Origin of the sequence: Pseudomonas sp. BCA17 (assembly GCF_004519405.1) — a bacterium.
Classification (GTDB): domain Bacteria; phylum Pseudomonadota; class Gammaproteobacteria; order Pseudomonadales; family Pseudomonadaceae; genus Aquipseudomonas.
In genome coordinates, this window is sequence record NZ_SGWI01000001.1 from 436,676 (window position 1) to 460,010 (window position 23,335).

Consider the following 23,335-nt stretch of genomic DNA (forward strand, 5'->3'; position numbering starts at 1 on the left):
AACGCACTCAATCGGTTATCGCTTCAGGTGCCCTGTCTTACCTGTCCCACTATTCTGAATCGAAGTAAGACAGCTACAGGTCCCTGAATTCAGGGCCCTGCCCTACTGTCCTACCTTTTTTACTTTTCTCTTGTGTATAGAGAGAAAGCTAAAAGCACGCTTGCGCGCCATGGGCGCGACTACGTCCCCGCTATGCTCATGTGTGCGTGAGGCGGGTGAAGGTTGGACAGTAGGACAGCCCAGTAACGGCGCGGCCTGCACCTGTCCAACTGCACTAAATGCGAGTCGGACAAGGTGGGGTAGTAGGACAGTGGCACGAGGAGTGACGCAAAGGGTCATGCAGCTTTTCCCATCAGCATCCCCTGGATGAACACATGCGCGTCATGCAACCGCATGTAATAGGTCCTCGAACTGCAGGCACAGTGCAACAGCTTCTGCGAGAGAAAGCTTTCGTGGTTGCAGTATTGCTCCCACACTACCAGGGCAAGACGAGGCGGCAGGTGTTTCCTGACGATCAGCTCTATGTCGGCCGACTCATCCAGCAACACCCGACTACCACGTGTGCCGCGTATCAACTCACCTTTGCACTCCATCAACATGGCGATCATGTTGCCGCCACTCGGTCCGCCAGCACCGTCTGGCACAGGCGAATGCAGATCCTGCGCCCACAGTTTGAGCATCGCATCGATTCGCTTAATCAAAGCAAGGCTCCTCGATCACCGCCTGCTGCAACGCAGACACACGCCCCCAACCCGCAGGCTTTTCATAAGCCCACGGCCGCACACCGCTTTTTGGCAGAGCAGGCATACGCCGCTTACGCCAGCCCAGCCGGTGCATGATCGCCCCGACCCGCATCTGCTCGGGCTTGCCCCAATGTCCGAAGTCCAGCTTCAGCGCCTGGGTCAGGATCTCGTTGCCGGTGGCGGTTTCGCCGATCTGCGACTCTTCCATCCAAGCCAGGATCGGCCCTTCCCATTCATCCACCACAAAGCGCTCGTCTTGAGCCTCGGCGAACATCTTGGATTCGTCCTTATTCACCCACCAGATATCGCCCGCTTCAAAGCAGAACAGCGCCTCGGCCCACAGCTGATCGCGGATCTCGCGCAGTTGCTCCAGATCGACCTTGTTGCAAAACACCGGCCAGTAACGGCGGTTGCCCGTGGCGTCCTTGAGGTACTCCTCTTGGTTAGTGGTGCCCACGAAAACACACTGGCGTGGCACGTCATTCGTTCTGCGGCCGTAGCTCTCTCGGTAGGTGTCGGTGGAGGCAGAGAAGAACTGTTTGGCCTTGGTGCTTTCCGCCTTGTTGAAGCTGTCCAGTTCACCCAGTTCGACAATCCACTTGCCGCGAATCGCCTGGAAGCTGTCCTTGTCGCCGAGGGCAAAGGGTGTGTCCATGAACCACTCGCCACCGAGCACTCCCATGGCCGTAGACTTACCGGCACCCTGCCCGCCTTCGAGGATCATCACCGAGTCTGCCTTGCAGCCTGGGCGCATCACACGGGCGACCGCCGAGATGAGCCAGCGCTTACCGACCTTGGCCGAGTACTCGCTGGCCTGGACGCCCAGCACGTCGGTCAACCAGGTTTCAACGCGTGGCACGCGATCCCATTCCAACCTCTCCAGGTACTCACGCACCGGGTGGAAGGCGTGGTCGTGGGCAACCACACTGACCGCCTCGATCACATGGGACGCTTTGACCCGCAGGTTGTATTGCTGCGCGAGCCACTTCATCACTCGCATGTCGTCAATGTCGGCCCAGTCGCCAGCACCGCCGCCGAAAGGTGCAGACCGCAGCTTGACGATCTTGGAGCTGAATACGCTGTAGCCGATGACACCGGCCCAGCGTTCGTCATTGCCCAGGATCAGCTCGACGTTTTGCATGTGCGCGATCAGGGAGCCATTTTCGGTGCGAGCCAGTTGGTCCTTCCAGCCTCCAGCTGCAGGAGGCTTGACCACCGCGAGCACCTGGCGGCGCACGGTCTCCAACCCCTCGGCGACGTGAAGGTCGTTGAAGTCGGTCCACTTAATCTCGCGGTCACCGGAGAAAACCGGCGCAACCACCTGACCACCCACGACCAGCGCGGCGTTGCTGGCTTTCTCTTCGCCAGGATTCCAAGGGTCACCGTTGGGGCGCTTGGTTTTCCAGTCGTCATCGCGACAGATGATCAGCGGGCAGCCGGGGAAGCGCTCGCGCATGGCCTTCGAGACCGGCAGTAAGTTGCCCGCGTCGAAGGCGATAGCAACAGTGAGCGAAGTCGCCATGTGCAGACTTGCGCCTGTAGCGTAGCCCTCACACACCAGCACCGGTTCGCCGGGCTCTGGATGGGGGCCGATCAGGTGGAAAGCGCCCTCTTTTGACATACCGGGCGGCCAGTACTGCTTATCCCGACCAGTGTCTTCTTGCTTGGTCGGGAAGATCACCTGCAAGCCGACGATCTGATCGCGCACGTTGCACATGGGCACCAAAAAAGCGCCAGTACGTGGCGCATAGCGAACCTTAAAGCCAACGATCTGCTTTCGATCCAGATAGGCGCTTTTGCCCTTTTCGGGCATTCGCTTAAACAGGCCGGCAGCACGATTAGCCGCTCGGCGTGATGCGTTGGCCGCGATCTCGGCGGCCTTACGCTTGGCATCTTCCTGGCGAGCGCGCATGACTTCGCGCTCCTCGGGGCTCATGCGTCCGGGCTTGACCTTGATCTTTTGGGTATCGCCAGAACGCCAGTCACCGAAGCTGCCGAAGATCAGCGTCTCGTTTTTTTCGGTGCGGTGTTCGTGGATGACGTACCAGCCGTTTTTTTCTTTGCCTTTATCCTGGGTGGTTTTGCAGCGGGTAAGCTTGCCAAATACCAAGGGTTGAGCGGGCTCAAGACCATAGTCCGCGAACTGATTGATCACATCATCGAGCATAACGGGCAGCCCTCTGATCATCGACAGTCTTGCACTCAATACAGAGCGTGCAACCGGGCTGTGCCAAACGACGAGCTTCGGGGATGGGGCTATCGCATTCGTCACAGAACATCAGCGAATGCTGAGCCGTGTTGGACATCAGCGCCAGGCGTGCAGCGACGGCCTGATCGATCCGCTCTTGCACCAGGTCATTTGCGAAATCAGCGATATCAGCCACGTTCCACCCCACAAGTCGTCTGGTTGACGTAGCGGGCGCGGTTGTACATGCCCAACAACCCCTGAATGCCACGAAACACCAACTGACGTATCTCGGCCAACTCGTGGTCATCGACCTTGCCGTCGCCAATGTGCTTGGCCCAGGTTTCGGACAAATCGGCAACCTGCCGGAAAAACATGGCGATACCCGTAGTCAGGGTCTCTGGCATGTCGTTGGTGTACGCCTCAGCCAGCTCCTGCCAGATCGTGTCGCCGACAAGGGCGTGCACCGCATCGAGAATGCGACGGTCCTTGGTCAGTTCTAGGATCTCGCCGAACTCCTGGATGTTGACGGTGTGCGAGGGATGGGTGGGAGATAACTTGTGCTGCAGCGTGGTGGCATTTCGACCGGTGGTGGCGGCGATTGCAGCGGCACCACCGGGATAGTCCCGTGCGGCGTGGTACAGGGATAATTCGAGCGTCAGTACTTCTCTTTGCGCTCGATCAACACAGCTTAAAGCTACTCGGCTCATGGCATTAATCCTACTAAGTTGCCAGTGCCCCGCGACATGTAGTGGTGTTACATTTGCCGCGTGGCTTGAAAGGGCCCAAACGCCGGCCAGATCTTAGGGATCGACACCGGCACCGTGCCGAGGCGAACAATCCGTTGCTCACCTCTGGCGCAACAGCTGCCTAATCTGTGGTGGAAAAGGCAGCAACCCAAGACATCCGTGTCTTGGCAGCGCGATAAAGGGAGGTGGTTTGCATGTGGTGTGCCCTCCTACCTTCGTCACGACCCGACAGCACTGTGGTGGTGTGTGCCGGGAGGAACTGGGCGGCCCTTGGGTCGCCTTTTTTCTATCTATGCTGCAGCTTTCTGCGGGGCCGACGCGGTGAGCAACCAAGCAGCATCAAACGCGTTGCCCTTCTGCTTTGCAGCGGTCGCCAAAAGCGCGGCGTATTGGGTTTCACCGGTGTAATCGGTACGGGGAAGACTGGCAGCCAAGCGCCATTTATTGAGCGCCTGATAGCTCCTTTCACACACCTTGGCGGCGGCACCAATGCCGCCTACTGCTTCAAATGCAAACGCGATGGCGTTCGGAAAATCTGCGGGGTCCAACATGGCAGCCTCCATTTATCAACTCGCGGTTGATATTAACATCAACTGACTATTGCGCAAGCCCTGTGAGAGTATCAACTCATGGTTGATAAGAACGAGTTACGGGCAGCTTTTTCGGCGCGCCTTCACGAAGCACTCGACGATGCCGGTGTACGCACCCGGGGCCGTGGTGTGGATATTCATAATCATCTGAAAGCCGCCGGCGTGACCAAAAGCACTCAGGCGGTCAGCAAGTGGCTAAATGGCGATGCCATAGCTGAGGCTGACAGCATGGTTGTACTGTGTTCGTGGCTAAAGGTGCGGAGGGAGTGGCTCGAATATGGCGTACTGCCCAAAGAGCAAACGGGAGACAGTAACGTCCACCAGTTTGGCATGAGGAACGAGGGTAACGTCAGCGAGGTGACGCGGCGCTTTGGAAAAGTGCCGTTGATCTCATGGGTTCAAGCAGGGGCATGGTGTGAAGCAAATTTTGATCAGCACGACGGTGAGTCATGGCTATCCTGTCCTGTGCCTATCAGTCGAAGCGGCTATGCACTGAAAGTATTAGGGGATTCAATGACAAATCCTGGACCAGGCCGCAGCTACCCTACCGGATGCATAATATTTGTAGACCCCGAAGCAGAAGCCAAGACAGGTGACCGCGTTATTGCGAGGGTTCCACGCACCAACGAAGCCACATTCAAAATACTCGTTGAGGATGCTGGGCGCCAATATTTAAGGCCTATAAATCCGCAATATCCAGTCATTGATATTACGGAGGAAACGCACATCTGTGGAAAGGTTGTAGGTTCATTCATCCCTGAATGATCAAGTAGGCAAGCTATCCCGCAAAATTGATCAGTCAAATACAAAGTTAGAGAGCATGTCTATACGATTCAAAATATTCTCCAGTGAAACACTATTACCATACCTACCATGATGCTGAACCAACTCTAAGACTCTAGTGGCGTGCCTCACCTTTATATCTGGAACTTCCATATGACCTGCTACCTCTTTGAGGTTAGCAATTTTACTATCAGCCCAAGCCTTAGCAGAACGCGATTTTCCTGAAATAATCAGCGCCTCTACGTATTGCCTCGTCCAAATAGCTTGATCGTCCTCGCCAGAAAGCACAACCTCTAAGACGGCTAAAATCTCATCACCACCAACTCCCAACTTAGAGAAGTTAGCGTAAACAGTCGAGTAATTATCTTTAACATATAGCAAGAAAACCACAAACTCAGGATAAAAATATTGATTACTTGGCACAGTCAACGAAATCAATTTAATCTTGGAAAGCAACTGTTCAACACCCCTGAGCGACATCTGCCGCCCCACCATATTCAAAGTATTCAGCAAATGCTCTTTATCGTAGACAGTATCACCAGTATTTCTCGTTGCAAAATAATTATCCAGTTCAAGATGAGCGAATAAATGCTTAATGAAAAAATTCACACCTACAGAAGGTAAAGTAAACTCAACATCAATAAAGCGTTTTAGATACCCCAAAGCATCAAATTCAGCGCCGTAAACAGCTCTGACACTATGGGCTAGCTGGACTTTATCGAGCGCCAAAACAAACACCAACCCCTCAATATCCAATAAATGCTTAATTCGCTCTAACAACTCGATTGCATAAGTTGGCCTACACCGATCAAGCTCATCTACAAACACATAAAGTTTCTCTGCTTCCCCATCACCACCTTTTAAAACCTCAGCAACATTCTTTTTGAATTCGGCAATAGCCTTCTTGTTATTTGAGTAAGCCCCTATAACATCTTTTGAAAGAGCCTCCGTAAACTTTGCGGCCTCATCCTCTAGAAGCTTATCGGCATCTAACAACCCAGCAGTCGCGATTTTTACCCCAACAGGGATTCCTCTTCTCAGAATATGAGCACCCGCCTCCTTTGCCTTGGCCCAGGCTTTACTCTTTTTAGAATCACCCTTTAAAAAACCTGACAGCCCCGAGTTCATCTCACCAAGAAATGCCAACAAAGGATCCACAGCAAAGTCAGTTTCCCATGCGCTAAAGTAAACTGACTTGCAGCTTGAAGCATTTAAATTTGCATGAAGCATTTTTAGATAAGTTGTTTTACCTGCCCCCCATGGGGCATTCACAGAGAGCACAATAGGCGATGAAACATTTTCCAGTAGCCGAGTGAGATTTACAACACTATCACGTCGATTCAACTTGTCATTCTGGAAGATATTATCTTGCGGAATGTCCAAAATAGCATTTTTAAGTTTCAATTATTAAATCCCTCTAATATCTCGATTTTACAGTCGGCTAGAATTAATCCGGCAAATGAGCAATCAATTTTCGACCATATCACTCAGTAGCAGAAAGGGCTATACAAGGATAGCCAAACGCCACACATCAACCAATGGTTGACATATCGCAACCAATAGTTGATATTCGCTTCACTCTTCCACCACAGAGCGAGGCAACACCATGCACACCACAGCCACTTTGCACGTCCACCCGGCCGCTGCTAATCCCCTCCGCATCTTCGAAATTCGCCGCCTGGCGCAAGATTGCGGCTGCACCTTCATCGTGTCCAAACCCAAGGCGAAACAGCGCACCGCGCCCTCACCCTTCGATCCTAATGGCGGAGGGCACGCAGCATGAGCAAGTTCAAACTCGACAACCGTACCCTTGCCCTGCTCCACGCCCAGGTAAATCTCAGCGAGACTTTCAACCACACGTTGCGCACCACACCATGTCGCGATGTGCTGGCATTCCGCTTGAAAGTCGAACGCAGCAAAACAGACACGCACTTCACCGTTGAGCTGGGCACCGAACGCCACACGCTGACCCTGACCAACAGCAAAAAAATGCACCTCAAACTGGCCGACTTCATTGAAGAAATTGCCAACGGCCCGGTCGACCCCAGCACAGCGCCCGAATCACTACCAGCTCTCCACGCAAACCGTCGCTACGGCACGTTTGATGTTGAACACAAGCAACAAGTGTTCGAGCTGGTACGCACCGGCGGCGCGATCAGTCTCGACCTGGGCTTCGAGCAGCCCATTTACCTAGCTGTTCACCGCAACAAAACCCGCTCCGGCATTACCACCATCATGGGCATCGGTGTGAAGTCGCCGCGCACCAAGTGCTTCACGATATATGGGACAGACGTCGAGCTGTACGGCATGGTCGTCGAATCCATCAACCACTTGGCCGCCGCAGCTACACCTGCCGCGCATGCAGCCTAGGGGGCCGTGATGGAACGTAGCCTAGAAAAAGCCGCCAGGTACTTCGGCCTCACCCGCCCAAAGCTGATCGCACTCATGTGTGAAAAGGGCTTGCTCAACGACCGCAACTTGCCGGCCTTCCCCGTCCGTGACCGTGAGTACCTGCGGATCAAGAACGGCAACTGGTACCACGAGACCGCCGGCATGCAGTACAGCCAATCGACCAAGGTTCGACAAGCCGGTATGCCCTGGCTGGCCGAGCAATTGGGTCTCGAACTGCAAGCCATCCCGGCAGACACCCGTGACGCGGCCTAGGGAGTACGCCCGTCAAATCGTCGCCATGCGCACACGCGAGGAGCGCAACTCCGCGCTCCTCGAAGTGCCGGAGCATCTGCGGGAGCTGACTAAGCGCCATTGCATGAATGCCTGGAGCCATCCATCACGACTCAACCGTAAGGAGGCCGCGCCCCATGAGCAATACCAGTCAAACACCACTGCGGCTGCAACCCGCACCGGATAGCGCGACCGTCGAGATGCTGCATCAACTCTTCGGCGACGTGCTTATCCCTCTGGAGAAGCTGCGCGTGCACTACTTCAAGAACCTCAATGAAAAGACATTCACAGAGGCGATCAACAGCGGCCGTATTCAGCTGCCGGTGACCACTCTGGACCACAGCGCCAAGGCATTGAGGTACGCCCACATCAAACACGTAGCCGCCCTAATCGACATCCGCGCTTACCGAGCAGATGAAGACATGCCGCGTCCAGAAACCGAATTGACCGAGCAAGGCCAGTAACCCCCAACGGCTGCCACCACCAGCCAACAACACCAGGAGCACACCACATGACTGCAATTCAAATATACGCACTGATCAGCATCGTTATCGCGCTTGGGATCCTCTACTGGGTCGGCTACAAGGGCGGTTTAACGGATGGTCGAGCTGAGGGCTATGAGGATGGCCACGCTCAGGGCTTTATGGAAGGGGTGGACCAAGGCGAGTCAGCAGGCGCTACCGAACTTGAGCAAGTCACCGAACGATGCCGGCGCCTGCAACTTATCTTGGATCTTCAACCACAAGATCGACTCACTCTGCTGGCTATCGCCGAAAAGCTCAAGCTTGCTGCAGACACTTTTCGAGCAGTGAGATCCGAGAGCCAGGCAACGCAAACACTTGCCTTACGTGACAAGGCACAGAGCATGGCTGCGCTTATGGACCGACTCGCTATTGAACGCCGGAGGAAAGCGGGATGAAGAACCACCAGGACAACATTAGAGCCCTACCCGCTTTGCTCCTCACTCCAGCGGCTGTCGGCAAACTAAAAGCAGCAGGCGATAGCACCTCTTTTAACGCAACTGCCGAGGCACTTATAGCCCACGAAAAACTGCGCGGGACAGCGCTCGCTGATGCAGCGCTAAACGCTCAGGAACGCCGGCTGGCGCAGCCTATATTGGAGTATGCGCAAGCTTTAACGATTGACATCTATCTCCATGAAGGCTTTCTCCAAACTAAGGATGTAAGGATGAAGTACTTCATGGATGGCTTCCAGCTGACATTCAAAATCAAAGCGAAGGTCCAAGCCACACATATCGCGCGGACTAATCATCCCCAAGAAATCGAGAGCTATAAGACGAACATCATAGGTGCTCTTCAACAAAACTTTATCAGAGCGTCCCATTTCCAAAGAACTGAGACGCTGAAGAATGTCCCTCACTCCGATCTCTACAAGAGGAGCTTTCGAGCCAAACACGTTCTCAGAGTCAACTCCTTTATTGAGCAAATGTTTCATTTCTTGAATGAGGCGTCTCAGTTGAAAGCAATCAGCAATTTGTTGCTGCAGCTGGTCCGCATCTTTGCGCTTAGCTTCAATTCGTCGCTGCCAAGCAGGGACAGCGCCAGCAGCCAAAATAGCACCTATAGACCCTATAGCTTGCACCCAGCCCGGAGCATCATCCTGGATGCCGAAATACTTCAACACCACGAACAAACTCCAACCCAAAACGCCCACAGTAAGAAAACCCCATGCCACCCAGACGCTGGCCAGCCCCATCTTCGCCGAAACAGTAAGCCTACTCATATTGCATGGCCTCCTGCCATCAAAAGAGATCGAGCATGCCTATTTCCACGCTTCTCGTCTACAAAGGAGGCCATGTGAATGAGCTGGCTCTTTTCGCAGGCGCTGGTGGCGGGATACTCGGCAGCCACCTGCTGGGATGGCGCACTATCTGCGCCGTTGAGCGTGATGCCTACGCTGCACAAGTTTTGGCGCAACGACAAAACGATGGAGCCCTCCCAGCTTTCCCGATTTGGTCTGACGTTTGCAGTTTTGACGGAAGACCGTGGAGAGGCCTTGTTGACGTGGTATCGGGAGGTTTCCCCTGTCAAGACATCTCCGTCGCAGGTAACGGCATCGGTATTTCGGGCCCCCGCTCCGCCCTCTGGTCACAAATGGCAAGAATTATCGGTGAGGTACGACCTGGGATCGTCGCGCTGGAGAACTCACCGATGCTTGTGGGACGAGGACTTGCACTGGTCGTCAGTGAGCTTACCGAAATGGGGTATGACACGCGCTGGTGTGTGTTGGGAGCAGCTGATCTCGGCGCCCCCCACCAACGATATAGAGTTTGGCTTGTCGCGTTCGACAAAAAAGAGCGAGCGAACGAGGAGGACGTGGCCGACGCCTGTCGCAAGTATGGCCAAAGGATCCTCGGTAAATGCACTCACTCGAAAGTCTGGAGCGAATCGGTCGAACGACCGACTGGATCATGCCGTCATGGCGCACGATGGTGGGCACCTGAACCCGGAATGGGTCGAGTGGCTGATGGGGTGGCCCATAGGATGGACAGACTTAAAGCCCTTGGAAACGGCCAAGTTCCGGCAGTGGCAGCAACTGCATTTTATGACCTTCTCAAGTGAGGCGGCAGCATGACAATCAACTCGAATAGCGCGATGTCACTCTCAAGCGAAACTCTTGCCGACGATGAGCTCGCGCAGATCACCGGTTATCAGATCCCGTCGAAGCAGATTCAGTGGCTGACTCAAAATCACTGGGAATTTGTACTAACTGGAGCCAGGCGCCCAATCGTCGGCCGCGTATATGCAAGGATGAAACTGGCTGGAGTAAAGCCGTCGCCCGCCAACGCGGTGGCTGAAATTTGGACACTAAATTTGGCCAGTGTGAGCTAACCGATGCGCCATAAAAATACAGAAAACCGGGACCTTCCCCCCCGGATGATCAGGCGCACTCGCAAACGAAAAAGCGGTAAAACTTGGCAGGCCTACTACTACAACGGCAGGGATGCCGACGGCAACCGAAAAGAAATACCGCTGGGCAGTGATCTGGACGCGGCGAAGGTCGAGTGGGCTAGGCTGGAACGCCGCGAACCACTAAAGCCCAATCATCTGCTGGGTGCGCTGTTCGACAAGTACGAGAAGAAGATCATCCCAACCAAATCAATTCGTACACAGTCGGATAACCGTAAGGAACTGAAACAGCTGCGGAAGGCATTTGAAGACGCGCCGCTCGACTCAATTACCCCCCAAGTGGTTGCTCAGTATCGAGATGCCAGAACCGCCAAGGTCAGGGCCAACCGAGAGATCGCACTGCTGTCACACATGTTCACTATCGCGCGCGAGTGGGGACTGACCAACAATGCCAACCCTTGCTTCGGCGTACGCCGAAACAAGGAAAAACCACGGGACTACTATGCCGGCGAAGTGGTTTGGAATGCGGTATATGGAGAGGCAGTGCAGGAACTAAAGGATGCCATGGACCTTGCCTACCTGACCGGCCAGCGCCCTGCCGATGTGCTGAAGGTGGCAACTACCGATCTGGCCAACGGCTTCGTAGGGGTACGCCAAGGCAAGGGCGGCAAGCTTCTGCGTATTCGCCTGGACGATGCTGGCGAACAATCAGCGCTTAGTCTATTCCTAGACAACCTGCTCGAACGCAGATCGTTAAACGGGATTAAGACCTCAACGCTTATCACGAACGCGTCCGGCCTTCGGATGAGCCAGCAGATGCTACGCAACCGCTGGGATGAAGCACGGGAGAAAGCGGCCATCAAGGCCGGTGCCGACGGCGATCTCGCCTTGGCTGTACTAATCCGTCAGTTCCAGTTCAAGGACATCCGCCCCAAAGCCGCCAGCGAGATAGACCTTGCGCATGCAAGTCGGCTGCTCGGCCACTCCACTGAGGAGATGACGAAGAAGGTCTATCGGCGCGTCGGTGAGATCGTTAACCCCACGAAGTAACAGGCCAATCACGCCCTCACCCGGCGCTGTTCCGCCCCCCTCATTGCGATCAAAAACGCGTAGGGTTGCGGAACACATCCCATAAGTTGCGGAACACCCCTCAAATCATAGGCAATAAAAAACCCCGTAGATCATTGATCTACGGGGCTTTAAGAGTGGAGGCCGAGGTCGGAATCGAACCGGCGTAGGCGGATTTGCAATCCGCTGCATAACCATTTTGCTACTCGGCCTCAAACAATCAATGCCCTAACTACTGACATTCATCGCATAAAAACTTGAGAGGGCTATAACAGCCTGCCTCTACTCTAACTCATTGAATACATTGAAGTTTTTAATACTTCGTTGCGTTCGATGGGCGCCATTATGTACTCATTTGCTTTTGCCTGCAACCCCTTGATTTCAAAAATATTTCGCATTGGCATCAAGGGGTTGCGGGTCTGGCTTACTCCTTGATGCGTTGCTCGCGGTACTGCGGGTCGGCCTTGATCTGGGCGTCGGTAAACGGCAGTGGGCGCAGTTTTTTATCGGAGAAGGCTTGGGTCTGGTCCTTGGCGTGTGGTGACGCAGGGTCGCTGGATTCGGAGAACGCCAGCAAGCCCAGGGCCTGGGGGCCTTTATCGTCGAAGGTGACGATTTGCAGGTAGCTGGTGCCGCTGATGACTTCGCGTTTGCCGTCGGCACGCGGCACGCTTTGCATGGCGTTGTAGATGCCCAGTTGTTGTGGGCCGCCGTGCATCGGGATCTGGCCGGACACCTGGATGTCGCTCCAGCGGCTTAACCCGAGTTTGCTCACGTCTTGTGTCGATGCAAGCATGGCTTCGCGCAACGCCTTGGCCACCGGCGCGCGGTCGATGGCCAGGCCGCGTGGCGTGGTCAGCGGCTGGGCCGGGTCGAAGGCGACGCGCCAGGCGTCCGGGATTTGCTGCACGTGCTCCACCAGGTTGATGAAGTGCACCAGGCCCAGGCCGCTGTCGAGATTGGCGCGCTGGTCCCAGCTTTGCAGGCTGGTGCACAGTGGCTGCAAGGCGGCAGCGTCGGCGCCGAGGTGCTTGGCACAGAATTCGAGCAGGTCGGGCATCACTTGGCTGGCGAGGTACACCTCGTTGTCCATGACCATGTTTTGCAGGTCGGTCACGCTGATCGGCTGTTTCTCCAGGGCCTGCAGGCGCTGCAAGGCGAAACGGGCACGTGGACCGAGGCCGATGTTGTCCTGGCTGATCACCGGCGAGAACCCCGTCAACGGCGCCTTGGGATTGACCAGCCACGCCGAATCGTTGGAATGCTGCACGTAGTCGCTACGTTGCAGTTGCGGCAGTTGCTCGGCCGGGAAGATGCCGGGCTGCGCCGCGCGCGGGTCGACGTCCCAGGCGCAGGCGCTGTGTGCGCCGTCGAGCATGATCATTTGCAGGCCGGCCCGCGGGTCGCTGCACTGTTTGAGTTTGGCGGCGCTGACGTTGGGCACCACCGACAGGTTCATATACAGGCTTTGGCCCTGGTCGTCGGCGGCCAGGGTGTTGACCCACGGAATACCTTGCAGGGTCTGCACGGAGGTCTGCAGTTCCTTGAGGCTGGCGGCACGGTTCATCGCGTACCACTGCTGCAACACACGCTCATTGCCCAGGTTGGCATCGCGCAGACTGAAGGCGTAGTGGTTGTCCCAGTCCAGCTTGCCGGGCCATTGCACCACGGGGCCGAACTGCGAGCTGTAGACCGTATGCGTCTGCGCCTTGAGGGTGCCGTCGGGCTGTTTGACCTGCACCGTCAGCGTCGTTTTATCCAAGGGGATGGATTTGCCGTCGAGCAGGTAGCGTGTGGAATCCTTCGGATCGAGCGTCAGGCGATACAGGGTGAAGTGCTTGGAGGTGTCGACCGTATGCGTCCAGGCCACGTGCTGGTTGAAGCCGATATTGATCACCGGCAAGCCTGGCAGTGCCACGCCCATCACGTCCAGCTGGCCTGGGATGGTCAGGTGCATCTCATAAAAGCGCATGCCGCCCACCCAAGGGAAATGAGGGTTGGCCAGCAGCATTCCACGGCCATTGAACGAACGGTCACGACCAACAGCCACCGCATTGCTGCCCCGCTCCAGGTTGAAGCGCTGCTGACGGGTAGCGGCCAGTTCAAAGGCGTTTGTGTCCGGTTGCACGCGAGCCGTGGCTTGAGGTGGCGCGGCGCCAACCAGCGCTTCGGCGAATTGGCCGACACCACCTTCCACCAGCAGCCGGCGTGTCAGCTTGACCAGGTCATCCACCACCAGCGGTCGAACCCAGGCGGCCTGACACTGGGCCGGTGCGCCCTGCTCTTTCAGGTAGCGGTTGTAGCCCGCCACATAACCTTGCATGCGTTGCTGCATTTGCGGGCTTTGTGCCTTCCAGAAAGCGCCAACCGCCTCAGGTGTGTTGAGCCAGGTAAAAAACATATCGCTGGCAAGGTTGTTGCGCTCTTCCAGCGTCGCCTGCTCCGGGCCGAAGAACCTGGCGCGCTCGCCGTTTACGGTGACCACTTCATTGGCCAATAAACACAGGTTGTCCTGGGCGTAGGCATACCCGATGCCATAGCCCAGGCCACGTTCGTCATTGGCGCGAATGTGCGGCACGCCGTATGTGGTACGGCGGATGTCCGCCGAGGCCTGCGCCACCGGCTCCCGCGCCGATGCGGCCAGACTCAACCCCAGCAATGCCCCTGCCAGGCACACCCTGGCCCACCCGTTGGAAATAATCACGCAAGCTCCACAGTCAAATTGAACAACTTCACACGCGGGCTCATTCACGACCGCAAGGCCGAAGGCCCCACCGTAAGACGCATACCACCGCGGACAATTTAGCCAGGGCGCGGGTTATCCGCGGCGCTTGACCTGTGACAAACGTGATACCGACAAATTTTCTACATCTGCCGCTTCATGATTTACCTCGCTCGTTCGTCTTATTGACTAAGAGCGCCATCATTTTTCCTGATCAGGCTCTGATAAGGAGTTTTTGCATGTACAACTCGCTACGGCCCACGGACGGACACTCAATGGCTGCCGACGCCAATTTCGGCGCAGGCACCCAAGCGCTTGGCAAATCACCCGAACAGCAAGGCAACCAGCGTATTCGCCATTTGCTCAAGTGCTTCGGCCTGCGCACCAGCCTGATCCGATTGAAAGTCATCGACGCCCTGCTCACGGCTGCAGACAACCAGCGCACCCTGGGGGTACGTGGCGTGCACAGCCATTTGCTCGAGCTGGGCATTCCGTTGTCGTTTCTCAGCGTGCGTGAGGTGCTCAAGCGCCTGTGCAGCGAGGGCGTGATCACCCTCAATGCCGATAAAAGCTACAGCCTCCATGAAGAGGCTGCCAAAGTGCTCGACGGCCGCACTTGAGTCGCGCGTCCCGGATCAGGCCAGATCAGAAATTAGGCTTGACCTTGCGGCGCATGATGCCGTTGATGATCACCACAATCACTGCCACGGCGATGGCGATGTACTGGAAGGTTTTCTCGCTGATAACCCCGGTGTTCTGCAGGTGAGACAAGCCAAACATCGTCGCCAGTACGATCAGGGAAATCAGAATGGAATATTTCAAACGTTGCTTCTGGGTCATGACGGGTTCCTGAACCTTGAGAATGTATCCACGTTGTACCGCCGAGCACGCCAGGCACACCCCGCTGACGGGAGTGAATGGGAAGGTCGGCGAGGCCCTATGTTACAGGCGATGTAAACGTTTGGCTCCCGTCAGCCCGGATTGAACCTGTAAGCCCTTGGATCGCGGTGGCACAGAGTCTGTGCATCGCTGACCCGCCGTGAGATCGGCTCTTACACTCTCACCCGCCGCAAGCTGGAACCCGCGCACCTGTTTTCAACACCTCAAAAGAGTGCCCGACCACAGGAACAGAGCTGTGCAAGGCGCATCTTTCCGGTACGAAAACAGGTGCTAACGCTGATGCTCACACGCCCTTCGTCGCTCTCCCCGCCGGCATTGCCGTCCATGCAATCCGTCACAGGCCAGACACCCCCTCCCCCTGCGCTGACGGTTATTTCCAGTCCAGAGCCACTTGAACGCCCAATGATCGATAGCCGCCTCACCTCCCTCGCGGGTCGGCGCGACATACAGCCACTGGGCAACCTCGGCGGCGCCCTGTCCTGGCCGGTTCCGCCGAGTATCGAACAGCAACGCGCCATTGAAACCCTGGTGGCCGACAACACCCACAACCTGCCTGGCTTCACGCGGCTGGGGCGTGCCGGGGCGCTGGATTACCTGATGAACGTACAGCCGTTATCCGCAGTCGAATCAGCCGATCCGGACAAGGCGTTGGAAACACTGCTCAAGGCACCCCAGGCAGAGGTATTAGGCACTGCCATACAGGCACGGGTTGAGGGCATTGCGACCGATACCAGTGTGGCCGACTACGTGTTGGCGGCCATCCATATTGGCCTTGATCCCGAATCGATCAGCGCGCCCCATCGAAACAAAGTGGCCAATTTCGACCTTGCGAGCGAGCGTCACTGGGGCAAATCCGCAGCGGAAGTGGTCGATCAACTGTCCATCTATCTGGAGCAGCAAGCCAGGACGGCAAAAGGCCGGGGCGCGTTGGCGGCCCGCGTGTTACTGGCAACCAAGGCGCCGCAGTTCCTGGTCAAGGACATCCCCCCTCAGGTGGTCTACGGCAGCCAGGCCTGGGCAAACTTTTGCATCAACGTGGCCACACAGGAAGCTCAAGCCCCCGGCACGGTCCGCAACAAAACCTACGCACAGGTCATGATTGACGCCGAATCGTCGGAGACTGCGCCCGACGAAGCGACGCTACTGACCGTGCTGATCGACTGGGCGGTGTGCAATGGTCACCTGCCAAAGCGAAACGACGACCGCTACGACAGCGAAGAAATAGCCCGTGCGCAAACGGCCTTCAACGATCAACAGCGTGCGCTGAGAACTGCCTCCAGCCGTCTGGGTGACGCACTGCCCAGCCGCAAGGCCATGGCCCTGGCCACGCTCAAGGCGCAATTTCCGCAGGTGGCGGACGACGTCTTTGAGAAACGGGTGCTGTCGATCAAGGACCGCGAGTTCAACCCAGGTGCACGTTCAATGCTCGACATCACCATGGAGGGCCACACACTGCCCCATGGCGAAGCCTGGCAAACCTTTGACAAAGACGTTCCACTCAAGCGCTTCAATACGTTCAGCCAGAGCGCAGACGTAAACACAGTGGATGACTTCAAATCAGCCCTGGACTCGCATAAGCAAATGCACCAGACGCTGGTCAGCTACCTGATCGCCAACCTGCCGCTGGAGGACCGGGAAAACCTTGAGCAGGGAGAGATCGAGTTTTACAAGGAAGGCACTTACAAAATCGGCCTGGGGCTTCTCGATGCGCCCGAACTGACGGCTCAAAAAAACCGCCTGCTGATAAAAGTCACGCGTAACAAACAAAACCATCTTTATGCGCTGGATCCGGAAAAGGGCTTGCTGTCAAAGCGGCCCAATCTCAAAGACCTCGACAGCACCAGAATCAGCAACACCCTCTATAAGACCGAACGGGTCCAGCCGCAGGACAAGCATACGATGGCGCTTCAGGAGGCACGGATAAGCGCCAATGTCCCCAAAAGCTTCGCAAGCGAACGCACCCGACACATCGCCAACGTCTACGTCGAAGCGCTCGGTCTTGAGCAGCAGGCCCGGGGCATCACCTCTTATGACAAAGAACGGGGGCAGCAAGCAGCGCTCACCGATTTTCTGCTTGACCTTATCCCGCTCAGGTCAGCCATCGTCAACTTCCGTGACGGCGACTACGGTGCAGGTGCCCTCGACCTCACGCTGGATATTTTTGCGCTCATCACGGCGGGGCTCGGGGCCGGCGCCAAAACGATCAAGGCGTTGAAGAATACCGGCGCGGCCGCCAACCAACTGCTCAAGGTCGGAAAAATCTTCGGCGCTGCGACCTTGGGTGAACTCAACCCGTTGAGCGGTACCGGCGACCTCTGGGTGGGTGCTGGAAAACTGCTCACCTGCGGGATGAGCAGCGCGGTGCAGGGCATTAAGAAACTGCGCGGCACTGCCATGCCGTTGGATTTGATGGAAGCCGGCGATTACTTTGATTCAGCGGCAAACGGCACGTTTAAAGCGGGCGGGCACACCGTCGAAGGCAGCGCCGTGTTGTTCAACGGTAAATGGTATGCCTTCGATGCACACAGGATGCAGCCCTACGGCTCTCCCCTCGAGGACTTCTCGGCCTTGCAGACGCTGGCGCCGAGCCCCAACACCCACACGCCAGGCACCCATCGGGTGCATCCCTACCATCAGAATGGTCTGCGCCCACGCCCAAGGATCACCCGCAAGGAGTTGCCCGAAGGCAGCTACCCGGAAGCCACGAAAGGAAAACTTGAGGCCGGGCATTTCATTCGCGGTGATGGAAAGGATGAAACCATTAAAAAATTCGTGGATGACATGTTCGAATTTTATGACGAGATAGCGCGTAATCCGGTACCACGCCCGACGATGCCGCCCCTCACGGGAGATGTCGAAATACCCGAGCTGATTTCCCGGTCTCTGCAAGCCGCAGATGGGATCGTGTTTGGAGAGAAGCACGATCAGATGGCCAGTTTCAGATTGCTCGCGCAGCAGGTTGATACGCTCGTCAGCCAAAACGTCAAAAAGGTGTATTTCGAAGGCCTGATCGATTTGCCGCCCTACGGCCTGGTGGACGACGGTATCGGGATGCTCGGGAAAAACCGGCCCCGCACAGGCCCGACATTCGAGGCGCTGAAAAAGCTGTTCGAAAGCAAAGGCATTGAGGTGCTGCCTCTCGACCACTATTACCTGACCCGACACAAGGACGTAAAGGCGTTGTATGGCCCGACGAAGGCGGGTTTTGGCTCGGTGCAACGCCTCCAGGAATTCAACTACCACGCCTCGGAGGTGATCCAGGCAAACTCGGGCACGGAAAAATGGATCGCGCTGGTGGGTGCCTCCCATATGAACACCGCCGAGGGCGTTCCGGGCCTGGCCGAGTTGACGGGCGCCATCGGCATCGGGGTGTTTGACAACCCGGGCGTCGCAAAATCCATCGGCCGCAAAGACACCCGGCAGTTGCCCGATCCCAAGAAGCCCTTGAAAGCCGGAGACATTCCAGGCGACTTCCAGATCTACATAAAACCCTAGTTCAACCCCAGGCCCAAGAGCCTCCCGGGCCTTCGGTTCCTACGGCATCAGCGCGCATGCACCCAGCGCTGATGCAGCCACCGTGCAAACGCATCCAGCGCAAAGCCCAATAGCCCGATCAGCACCACCATCGCCATCAACTCCGAATACGCCAGCCGATCGCGGGTGTCGAGGATGTAGTACCCCAACCCGGCACTGACCCCGAGCATTTCGCAGGGCACCAGCACGATCCACAAGATCCCGATGGCCAGGCGCACGCCAGTCAACACATGCCCCACCACCCCGGGGATGATCACCCGGCGCAACGTCTCCCAGCGCGTGGCGCTCAAACTCTTGCTCAACTGCAACCAGCGCGGGTCCAACTGCCGCACGCCGGCAGCGGTATTGAGCATGATCGGCCACACGGCGGCGAAGGCCAGCAAGAAGTAGATCGGCTGGTCCCCGACGCCCATCAGCATCACCACGATGGGCATCCAGGACAGCGGTGAGATCATCCGCAGAAACTGAAACGCCGGCGTCGTCGCGGCCTCCAGGTTACGCGAACTGCCCACCAGCAAGCCCAGCGGTACCCCCACCAACAACGCCAGGAACAAACCCACGAAGATACGCTTGAGGCTCACCGCAATGTGCAGGTACAAATCACCACGCCCCAGCAACTCCCACAGGCTGTTGAAGGTAGCCGCCAGGGAAAAGCGCGCCGACAACCCGTCGGCCTCGCCAAACACCTTGACGCCCAGCCACCACAGCACCAGCAAACCTGCCAAGCCACTCAACCCGAGCAACCAGCCCGGGATTCTGCGGTTGTTCAAACGCCGATCTCCTCGTGCCGTTCAAAACCATCCGGCAAACCGAACGTCTTCATGCCGCCGACAGCCTCGATGGCGTTGCGCACGAAGCGGTCGTCCACCAGGTCCTTGGCGACGAACGCCGGGTCGAGGTCGGCGAGGAATGTCTTGTCGCCTTCGATCAGGGTGTCCTTCAGGCGGCGCACCAGCTCCTCGGTGTAGCTGGGGAACGGGTAAGGCTGAAAGTCGATACGGTGCTCGTCCCAGTTGGCGTGCCGGATCGCACCGTCGGCCACGTAGGCGGCTCGGTCGGCGGCCTGCGGTGCCAGGACTTTGCTCAGGACCGGTTCGGCGTGGGGCGTGTAACGGTTCGGACCGTCCTTGGACAGCAACTTCACCGCCTCTTCACGATTGTCACGGGTCCACACCTGGGCCTTGACGATGGCGTTCACCACCTTCTGCGACCACTCCGGACGGTTGGCCAGATCATGCTCGTGCATGAACACCACGCAGCACGCGTGGTTACGCCACACATCCCCGGTAAAGCGCTGCACGCGGCCTACCTTGAGGGTTTCCGCCAGGGCATTGAACGGTTCGGCCACGATGTAACCATCGATACGCTTGCTGGCCAGGGCCGGAGGCATGTCGGAAGGCGGCAGGACGATCAGGTTGACCTCGTTGGCGGCGATTGCACTGCCCGCCGCGCGAGCCACGGGGGTCAGGCTGTTGTCGCGGAACAACTGTTGCACCACCACGTTATGGATCGAGTACCAGAATGGAATCGCGACCGACTTGCCGCCCAATTGCATCACGTCGGTAATACCGGGGGCCACGGTCAGCCCGGAGCCACCCACGTGGTTCCAGGCCACCACCTTGGCCGGCACTTTACTGCCGTAGCGCGCCCATACGGTCATCGGCGACAACAGGTGAATCACGTTGACCTGCCCGGAAATGAACGCCTCGATCACCTGCGCCCAACTGCGCAGCAGTACGGGGCGCTCGGCCTTGATGCCTTCGGCTTCGAACAGGCCATTGTTATGCGCGACCAACAGCGGCGTCGCGTCGGTGATCGGCAGGTAGCCGATGCGCACCGGTGCGTCCGGCTCGCTGGCGGCGCGGGCTTGCAGGCTGCTCAGCAGTGGCAAGGCGCCGGCGGCACTGAGCACCGCCGACAGTTTGAGAAAGTCACGGCGCGAGTGGGTCAGGTCATCCAGACACATGGTTCAGCTCCAGAGGTTCAAGGGGGTTGGGTTGAGGGCGGCTCGCCTGCCGTAGGGTTTTCAGAATGTCGATACGCAACGCACCGATGGCCTCCACCTGCTCTTCCCGAGGTTGCGGCAGGTCGATGTGCCATTCACCCAGCGTCCGCGCCGGGCGGTTACCCAGTAGCAGGATGCGGTCGGACAGCAGCAGCGCTTCGTCGATATCGTGAGTGATCAATACCGCCGCCGACCCTTGCTCGCGGTTGACCTTGAGCAACAGGTGCTGCATATCGGCGCGGGTCACTTCGTCCAGGGCACCGAACGGCTCATCCAGCAGCAAGACTTGCGGTTGGCGCGCCAGGCAGCGGGCCAGTGCCGTCCGCTGCGCCATGCCGCCGGACAGCTGTGCCGGAAACTGCTGGCGCGCGTGCTGCAGGCCGACGGCGGCAACGGCATGGTCCACCCGCTGGCGGCGCTGTTCCTGGCTCAACCGTGGCTGACGGTCAAAATCCAGACCAAAGGCGACGTTCTTCTCCAGGTTCAGCCATGGCAACAAGCTGGGGTCTTGAAAGGCCACCGCCACCCGCGGGTGCGGACCGTTCAACGGCTCGCCCAGCACGTTGACACTGCCGCCCTGGGGCGTCTGCAAACCGGCGAGTACCCGCAGCAGGCTGGACTTGCCGACACCGCTGGGGCCAAGGATCGAGACCACTTCGCCGGGTTGCAATTGCAGGTCAAAACCTTGCAGCACCGGGCCACCGGCGTACCCCAGGCAAATGCCCCGGGCGCTGAGTACCGCCTGGCTCACAGGTTGGCCTGACGGTGCAGCTCGGTGCGCAGTTGCACCAGGCTTGGGGTCACGATCGGCACAAAGGCCGACTCTCGCCAGCGCCGGGCGAACCCACTGCCGTGAGCGGTGAGGTAAGCCTTGCCGCCGCTTGCCTGTAACTCAAGCTGCACGGCACTGGCGGCGGTTTCGGCGAGGGCGATGCGCAGCTTGAACAGCGGCACCGGCTCTGCGGCAAAACGCCCGGCGAGCAAGCCATTCTTGAGTTCGGTGACCAGATGATCCAGGGTCACCCGCAGTGCTTCCAACTCGTCGCGCAATACGGTGCGGCTGGCGCCCAAGTGGTGGGCTACCTCTGCCAGCGAGCGACGGGCCAGGCCGATGGACATGCCGCATTGCAGCCCCAGGAACGCCGGGCGTACCGCCGGCAGGAACTTGCGCGCGTCCTCATGCAGCAACCAATCACGACTCAGCACTACGCCTTCCAGGCCCAGGGCAGCCGTGTTGCTCGATTGCAGGCCCAGCAGATCCAGGTCCCGGGACCGCTGCAAACCGTGCACGGAATCAGGGATCGCCAGGATAAACGGCGTACCACCCTGGGCGTGCTCGATGGCCGCCGCTGCGACAAAGCCGTTCTTGCGCAGGTTGGTCACCCAATGCAGGCGGCCGTTGAGGGTCCAGCCGTCATCGGTCGGTTCGGCGCTGATCTGCAGCGCCTCGATGCCCGACAGAAACTTCATCGCATTCGACAACCCGGTGGCCCCGGCCAGCTTGCCGCTGAGCAGGTCCGGCATCAGTTGCTCACGCAGCCGTTCATTCGGGCTCTGCAGCAAGTATTCGATAAAGGAACGCTGGCCCCAGCAGACAAACGCCGCCGCCAGGGAATGGCTGGCGATATTGGCGATCATTTCCACCGCGCCGGCCACATCGCCGCCCAGGCCGCCGAGGTGCTTCGGCACACCGATACGTAACACATCGGCCTGTGCCAGCCGCGGCAGCACTTCCTGTGGATCGCAACTGCCCACATCCAGGGCCTGCGCTTGAACATCGAGCCAACGGCTCAAGATTGGGTCAAGCATGTATGTCTCTCCTTTTACAGCAGGTGGGCCATCGCCAAATTCAGCTTGCCGGTTGTTCCCAGCGGTACTGCGCCAGCTCGGGGTTCAGCGGAGTCCGGGCAAACACGTTGGCGAAATTGCACAGGGTGGCCAGGCTGACCCCCAAAATAACCTCCAGCGCCTGGCCTTGCGTATAACCCGCAGCGAGGAACGCCTCAAAACCGGCATCGCTGACATCCCCACGGCGGTCGATCACTTCGCGGGTAAACGCGGCGAGTGTCTCATAGCGAGCGTTGGGCAGCTCACCGCGCCGGCGCAATGCGTCGATCACCTCTTCAGGTAGCTTGGCCTTGTTGCGCGCCACGGCGGTATGGCCTGCGACGCAAAAATCGCACCCGTGGGTGGTGGCCGCAATCAGTTGCACCACTTCCCGGTCGGCCAGGCTCAGTTCAGCCTTGGCGTTGAGGCCGGACACCGTGATGTAGGTTTCCAGAGCAGCGGGCGCATTGGCCAATACCGCGAGCAGATTAGGGATGAAACCCGAGGCTTTCTGTGCGTTTTCGAGGAAAGGCCTGGCGGCTTCCGGCGCGGTGTCGGGGGTCAACAAGGGTACACGGGACATGGAGTGGTCTCCTGATGGGTTCATGTGACCAGTCTGTTGGTTATAAAAAATCGGCTCAATAGGCTAAAGTAGCGATTACTTGCTCTAGAGTCTT

24 protein-coding genes and 1 tRNA gene are annotated in these 23,335 nt (G+C 57.8%); 10 read left to right on the forward strand and 15 right to left on the reverse strand.

Translation table 11 applies throughout. The features are described from left to right. Window positions 1-335: 335 nt before the first annotated feature. The 5 genes from EXW71_RS01920 to EXW71_RS01940 form a co-directional block, all read right to left on the reverse strand. Window positions 336-701 carry a hypothetical protein gene (locus tag EXW71_RS01920; protein WP_134657359.1) on the reverse strand — a complete coding sequence of 122 codons (366 nt, stop codon included), beginning with the start codon at window positions 699-701 and terminating at the stop codon, window positions 336-338. Further along, window positions 694-2,910, reverse strand: a complete 2,217-nt coding sequence (locus EXW71_RS01925; RefSeq protein ID WP_134657360.1) for a VapE domain-containing protein — start codon at window positions 2,908-2,910, stop codon at window positions 694-696. The genes EXW71_RS01920 and EXW71_RS01925 overlap by 8 nt, the downstream gene beginning before the upstream one ends. Then, a complete protein-coding gene (locus tag EXW71_RS01930) occupies window positions 2,900-3,127 on the reverse strand; it encodes a TraR/DksA family transcriptional regulator (RefSeq protein ID WP_134657361.1) in 228 nt (75 codons plus the stop codon). The genes EXW71_RS01925 and EXW71_RS01930 overlap by 11 nt, the downstream gene beginning before the upstream one ends. Then, complete coding sequence (locus EXW71_RS01935; RefSeq protein ID WP_167659623.1) at window positions 3,120-3,638, reverse strand: phage regulatory CII family protein; 519 nt, start codon at window positions 3,636-3,638, stop codon at window positions 3,120-3,122. The genes EXW71_RS01930 and EXW71_RS01935 overlap by 8 nt, the downstream gene beginning before the upstream one ends. Window positions 3,639-3,967: 329 nt before the next feature. Then, on the reverse strand, window positions 3,968-4,228 hold the full coding sequence (locus EXW71_RS01940) for a hypothetical protein (protein WP_134657363.1): 261 nt from the start codon (window positions 4,226-4,228) through the stop codon (window positions 3,968-3,970). A 78-nt stretch (window positions 4,229-4,306) separates the two neighbouring features. Between EXW71_RS01940 and EXW71_RS01945 the strand changes: the two genes are divergently transcribed. Further along, window positions 4,307-5,032: a LexA family transcriptional regulator gene (locus EXW71_RS01945; protein WP_134657364.1), complete on the forward strand. Its 726-nt coding sequence runs from the start codon at window positions 4,307-4,309 to the stop codon at window positions 5,030-5,032. A gap of 30 nt (window positions 5,033-5,062) precedes the next feature. Here the strand turns inward: EXW71_RS01945 and EXW71_RS01950 are convergent, their stop codons facing one another. Then, entirely contained in the window at window positions 5,063-6,454 is a 1,392-nt protein-coding gene (locus tag EXW71_RS01950) for a P-loop NTPase fold protein (protein WP_134657365.1), read from the reverse strand. A gap of 375 nt (window positions 6,455-6,829) precedes the next feature. On the opposite strand from EXW71_RS01950, the gene EXW71_RS01955 reads away from it, so the two are divergent. The 4 genes from EXW71_RS01955 (at window position 6,830) to EXW71_RS01975 (ending at window position 8,651) form a co-directional block, all read left to right on the forward strand. Continuing rightward, window positions 6,830-7,420, forward strand: a complete 591-nt coding sequence (locus EXW71_RS01955; RefSeq protein WP_134657366.1) for a hypothetical protein — start codon at window positions 6,830-6,832, stop codon at window positions 7,418-7,420. Between the two features lie 9 nt (window positions 7,421-7,429). After that, window positions 7,430-7,714: a phage antirepressor KilAC domain-containing protein gene (locus EXW71_RS01960; protein ID WP_134657367.1), complete on the forward strand. Its 285-nt coding sequence runs from the start codon at window positions 7,430-7,432 to the stop codon at window positions 7,712-7,714. A 155-nt stretch (window positions 7,715-7,869) separates the two neighbouring features. Then, a complete protein-coding gene (locus EXW71_RS01970; RefSeq protein WP_134657369.1) occupies window positions 7,870-8,196 on the forward strand; it encodes a pyocin activator PrtN family protein in 327 nt (108 codons plus the stop codon). A gap of 47 nt (window positions 8,197-8,243) precedes the next feature. Next, the gene (locus tag EXW71_RS01975) at window positions 8,244-8,651 is read left to right on the forward strand and encodes a hypothetical protein (RefSeq protein ID WP_134657370.1); all 408 of its coding nucleotides are present in this window, start codon (window positions 8,244-8,246) and stop codon (window positions 8,649-8,651) included. Between the two features lie 215 nt (window positions 8,652-8,866). On the opposite strand, the gene EXW71_RS28700 is transcribed toward EXW71_RS01975, so the two are convergent. Further along, window positions 8,867-9,475 (reverse strand): hypothetical protein, encoded by a 609-nt coding sequence (locus EXW71_RS28700; protein WP_167659624.1) that lies wholly within the window; start codon window positions 9,473-9,475, stop codon window positions 8,867-8,869. Window positions 9,476-9,549: 74 nt separating this feature from the next. Between EXW71_RS28700 and EXW71_RS01985 the strand changes: the two genes are divergently transcribed. The 3 genes from EXW71_RS01985 to EXW71_RS01995 are packed head-to-tail and all read left to right on the forward strand — an operon-like array spanning window position 9,550 to window position 11,652. After that, the gene (locus EXW71_RS01985) at window positions 9,550-10,314 is read left to right on the forward strand and encodes a DNA cytosine methyltransferase (RefSeq protein WP_134657894.1); all 765 of its coding nucleotides are present in this window, start codon (window positions 9,550-9,552) and stop codon (window positions 10,312-10,314) included. 33 nt (window positions 10,315-10,347) lie between these two features. Then, window positions 10,348-10,584, forward strand: a complete 237-nt coding sequence (locus EXW71_RS01990; protein WP_134657895.1) for a DUF4224 domain-containing protein — start codon at window positions 10,348-10,350, stop codon at window positions 10,582-10,584. A gap of 3 nt (window positions 10,585-10,587) precedes the next feature. Then, a complete protein-coding gene (locus EXW71_RS01995) occupies window positions 10,588-11,652 on the forward strand; it encodes a tyrosine-type recombinase/integrase (RefSeq protein WP_134657372.1) in 1,065 nt (354 codons plus the stop codon). 156 nt (window positions 11,653-11,808) lie between these two features. Here the strand turns inward: EXW71_RS01995 and EXW71_RS02000 are convergent. Continuing rightward, a tRNA-Cys gene (locus EXW71_RS02000) sits at window positions 11,809-11,882 on the reverse strand. 212 nt (window positions 11,883-12,094) lie between these two features. Continuing rightward, window positions 12,095-14,374, reverse strand: coding sequence for an acylase (locus EXW71_RS02005; RefSeq protein WP_134657373.1), 2,280 nt, complete (start codon window positions 14,372-14,374; stop codon window positions 12,095-12,097). A gap of 257 nt (window positions 14,375-14,631) precedes the next feature. On the opposite strand from EXW71_RS02005, the gene EXW71_RS02010 reads away from it, so the two are divergent. Next, on the forward strand, window positions 14,632-15,012 hold the full coding sequence (locus EXW71_RS02010) for a fe2+ zn2+ uptake regulation protein (protein ID WP_134657374.1): 381 nt from the start codon (window positions 14,632-14,634) through the stop codon (window positions 15,010-15,012). A gap of 25 nt (window positions 15,013-15,037) precedes the next feature. Here EXW71_RS02010 and EXW71_RS02015 read toward each other — a convergent pair whose 3' ends face one another. After that, window positions 15,038-15,232 carry a hypothetical protein gene (locus EXW71_RS02015; RefSeq protein ID WP_123718492.1) on the reverse strand — a complete coding sequence of 65 codons (195 nt, stop codon included), beginning with the start codon at window positions 15,230-15,232 and terminating at the stop codon, window positions 15,038-15,040. Between the two features lie 462 nt (window positions 15,233-15,694). On the opposite strand from EXW71_RS02015, the gene EXW71_RS02020 reads away from it, so the two are divergent. Further along, a complete protein-coding gene (locus tag EXW71_RS02020; protein WP_134657375.1) occupies window positions 15,695-18,787 on the forward strand; it encodes a membrane-targeted effector domain-containing toxin in 3,093 nt (1,030 codons plus the stop codon). 47 nt (window positions 18,788-18,834) lie between these two features. Here EXW71_RS02020 and EXW71_RS02025 read toward each other — a convergent pair whose 3' ends face one another. Genes EXW71_RS02025 through EXW71_RS02045 form a run of 5 tightly spaced genes read right to left on the reverse strand, consistent with a single transcriptional unit; the run spans window position 18,835 to window position 23,241 of the window. After that, on the reverse strand, window positions 18,835-19,596 hold the full coding sequence (locus EXW71_RS02025) for an ABC transporter permease (RefSeq protein ID WP_123718493.1): 762 nt from the start codon (window positions 19,594-19,596) through the stop codon (window positions 18,835-18,837). Further along, the gene (locus tag EXW71_RS02030) at window positions 19,593-20,792 is read right to left on the reverse strand and encodes an ABC transporter substrate-binding protein (protein ID WP_134657376.1); all 1,200 of its coding nucleotides are present in this window, start codon (window positions 20,790-20,792) and stop codon (window positions 19,593-19,595) included. Before EXW71_RS02030 ends, EXW71_RS02025 begins: the two co-directional genes overlap by 4 nt. Continuing rightward, on the reverse strand, window positions 20,779-21,582 hold the full coding sequence (locus EXW71_RS02035; RefSeq protein WP_134657377.1) for an ABC transporter ATP-binding protein: 804 nt from the start codon (window positions 21,580-21,582) through the stop codon (window positions 20,779-20,781). The genes EXW71_RS02030 and EXW71_RS02035 overlap by 14 nt, the downstream gene beginning before the upstream one ends. Further along, the gene (locus EXW71_RS02040) at window positions 21,579-22,640 is read right to left on the reverse strand and encodes an acyl-CoA dehydrogenase family protein (protein ID WP_134657378.1); all 1,062 of its coding nucleotides are present in this window, start codon (window positions 22,638-22,640) and stop codon (window positions 21,579-21,581) included. Before EXW71_RS02040 ends, EXW71_RS02035 begins: the two co-directional genes overlap by 4 nt. A 40-nt stretch (window positions 22,641-22,680) precedes the next feature. Then, window positions 22,681-23,241, reverse strand: a complete 561-nt coding sequence (locus EXW71_RS02045; RefSeq protein ID WP_134657379.1) for a carboxymuconolactone decarboxylase family protein — start codon at window positions 23,239-23,241, stop codon at window positions 22,681-22,683. Window positions 23,242-23,335: the final 94 nt, after the last annotated feature.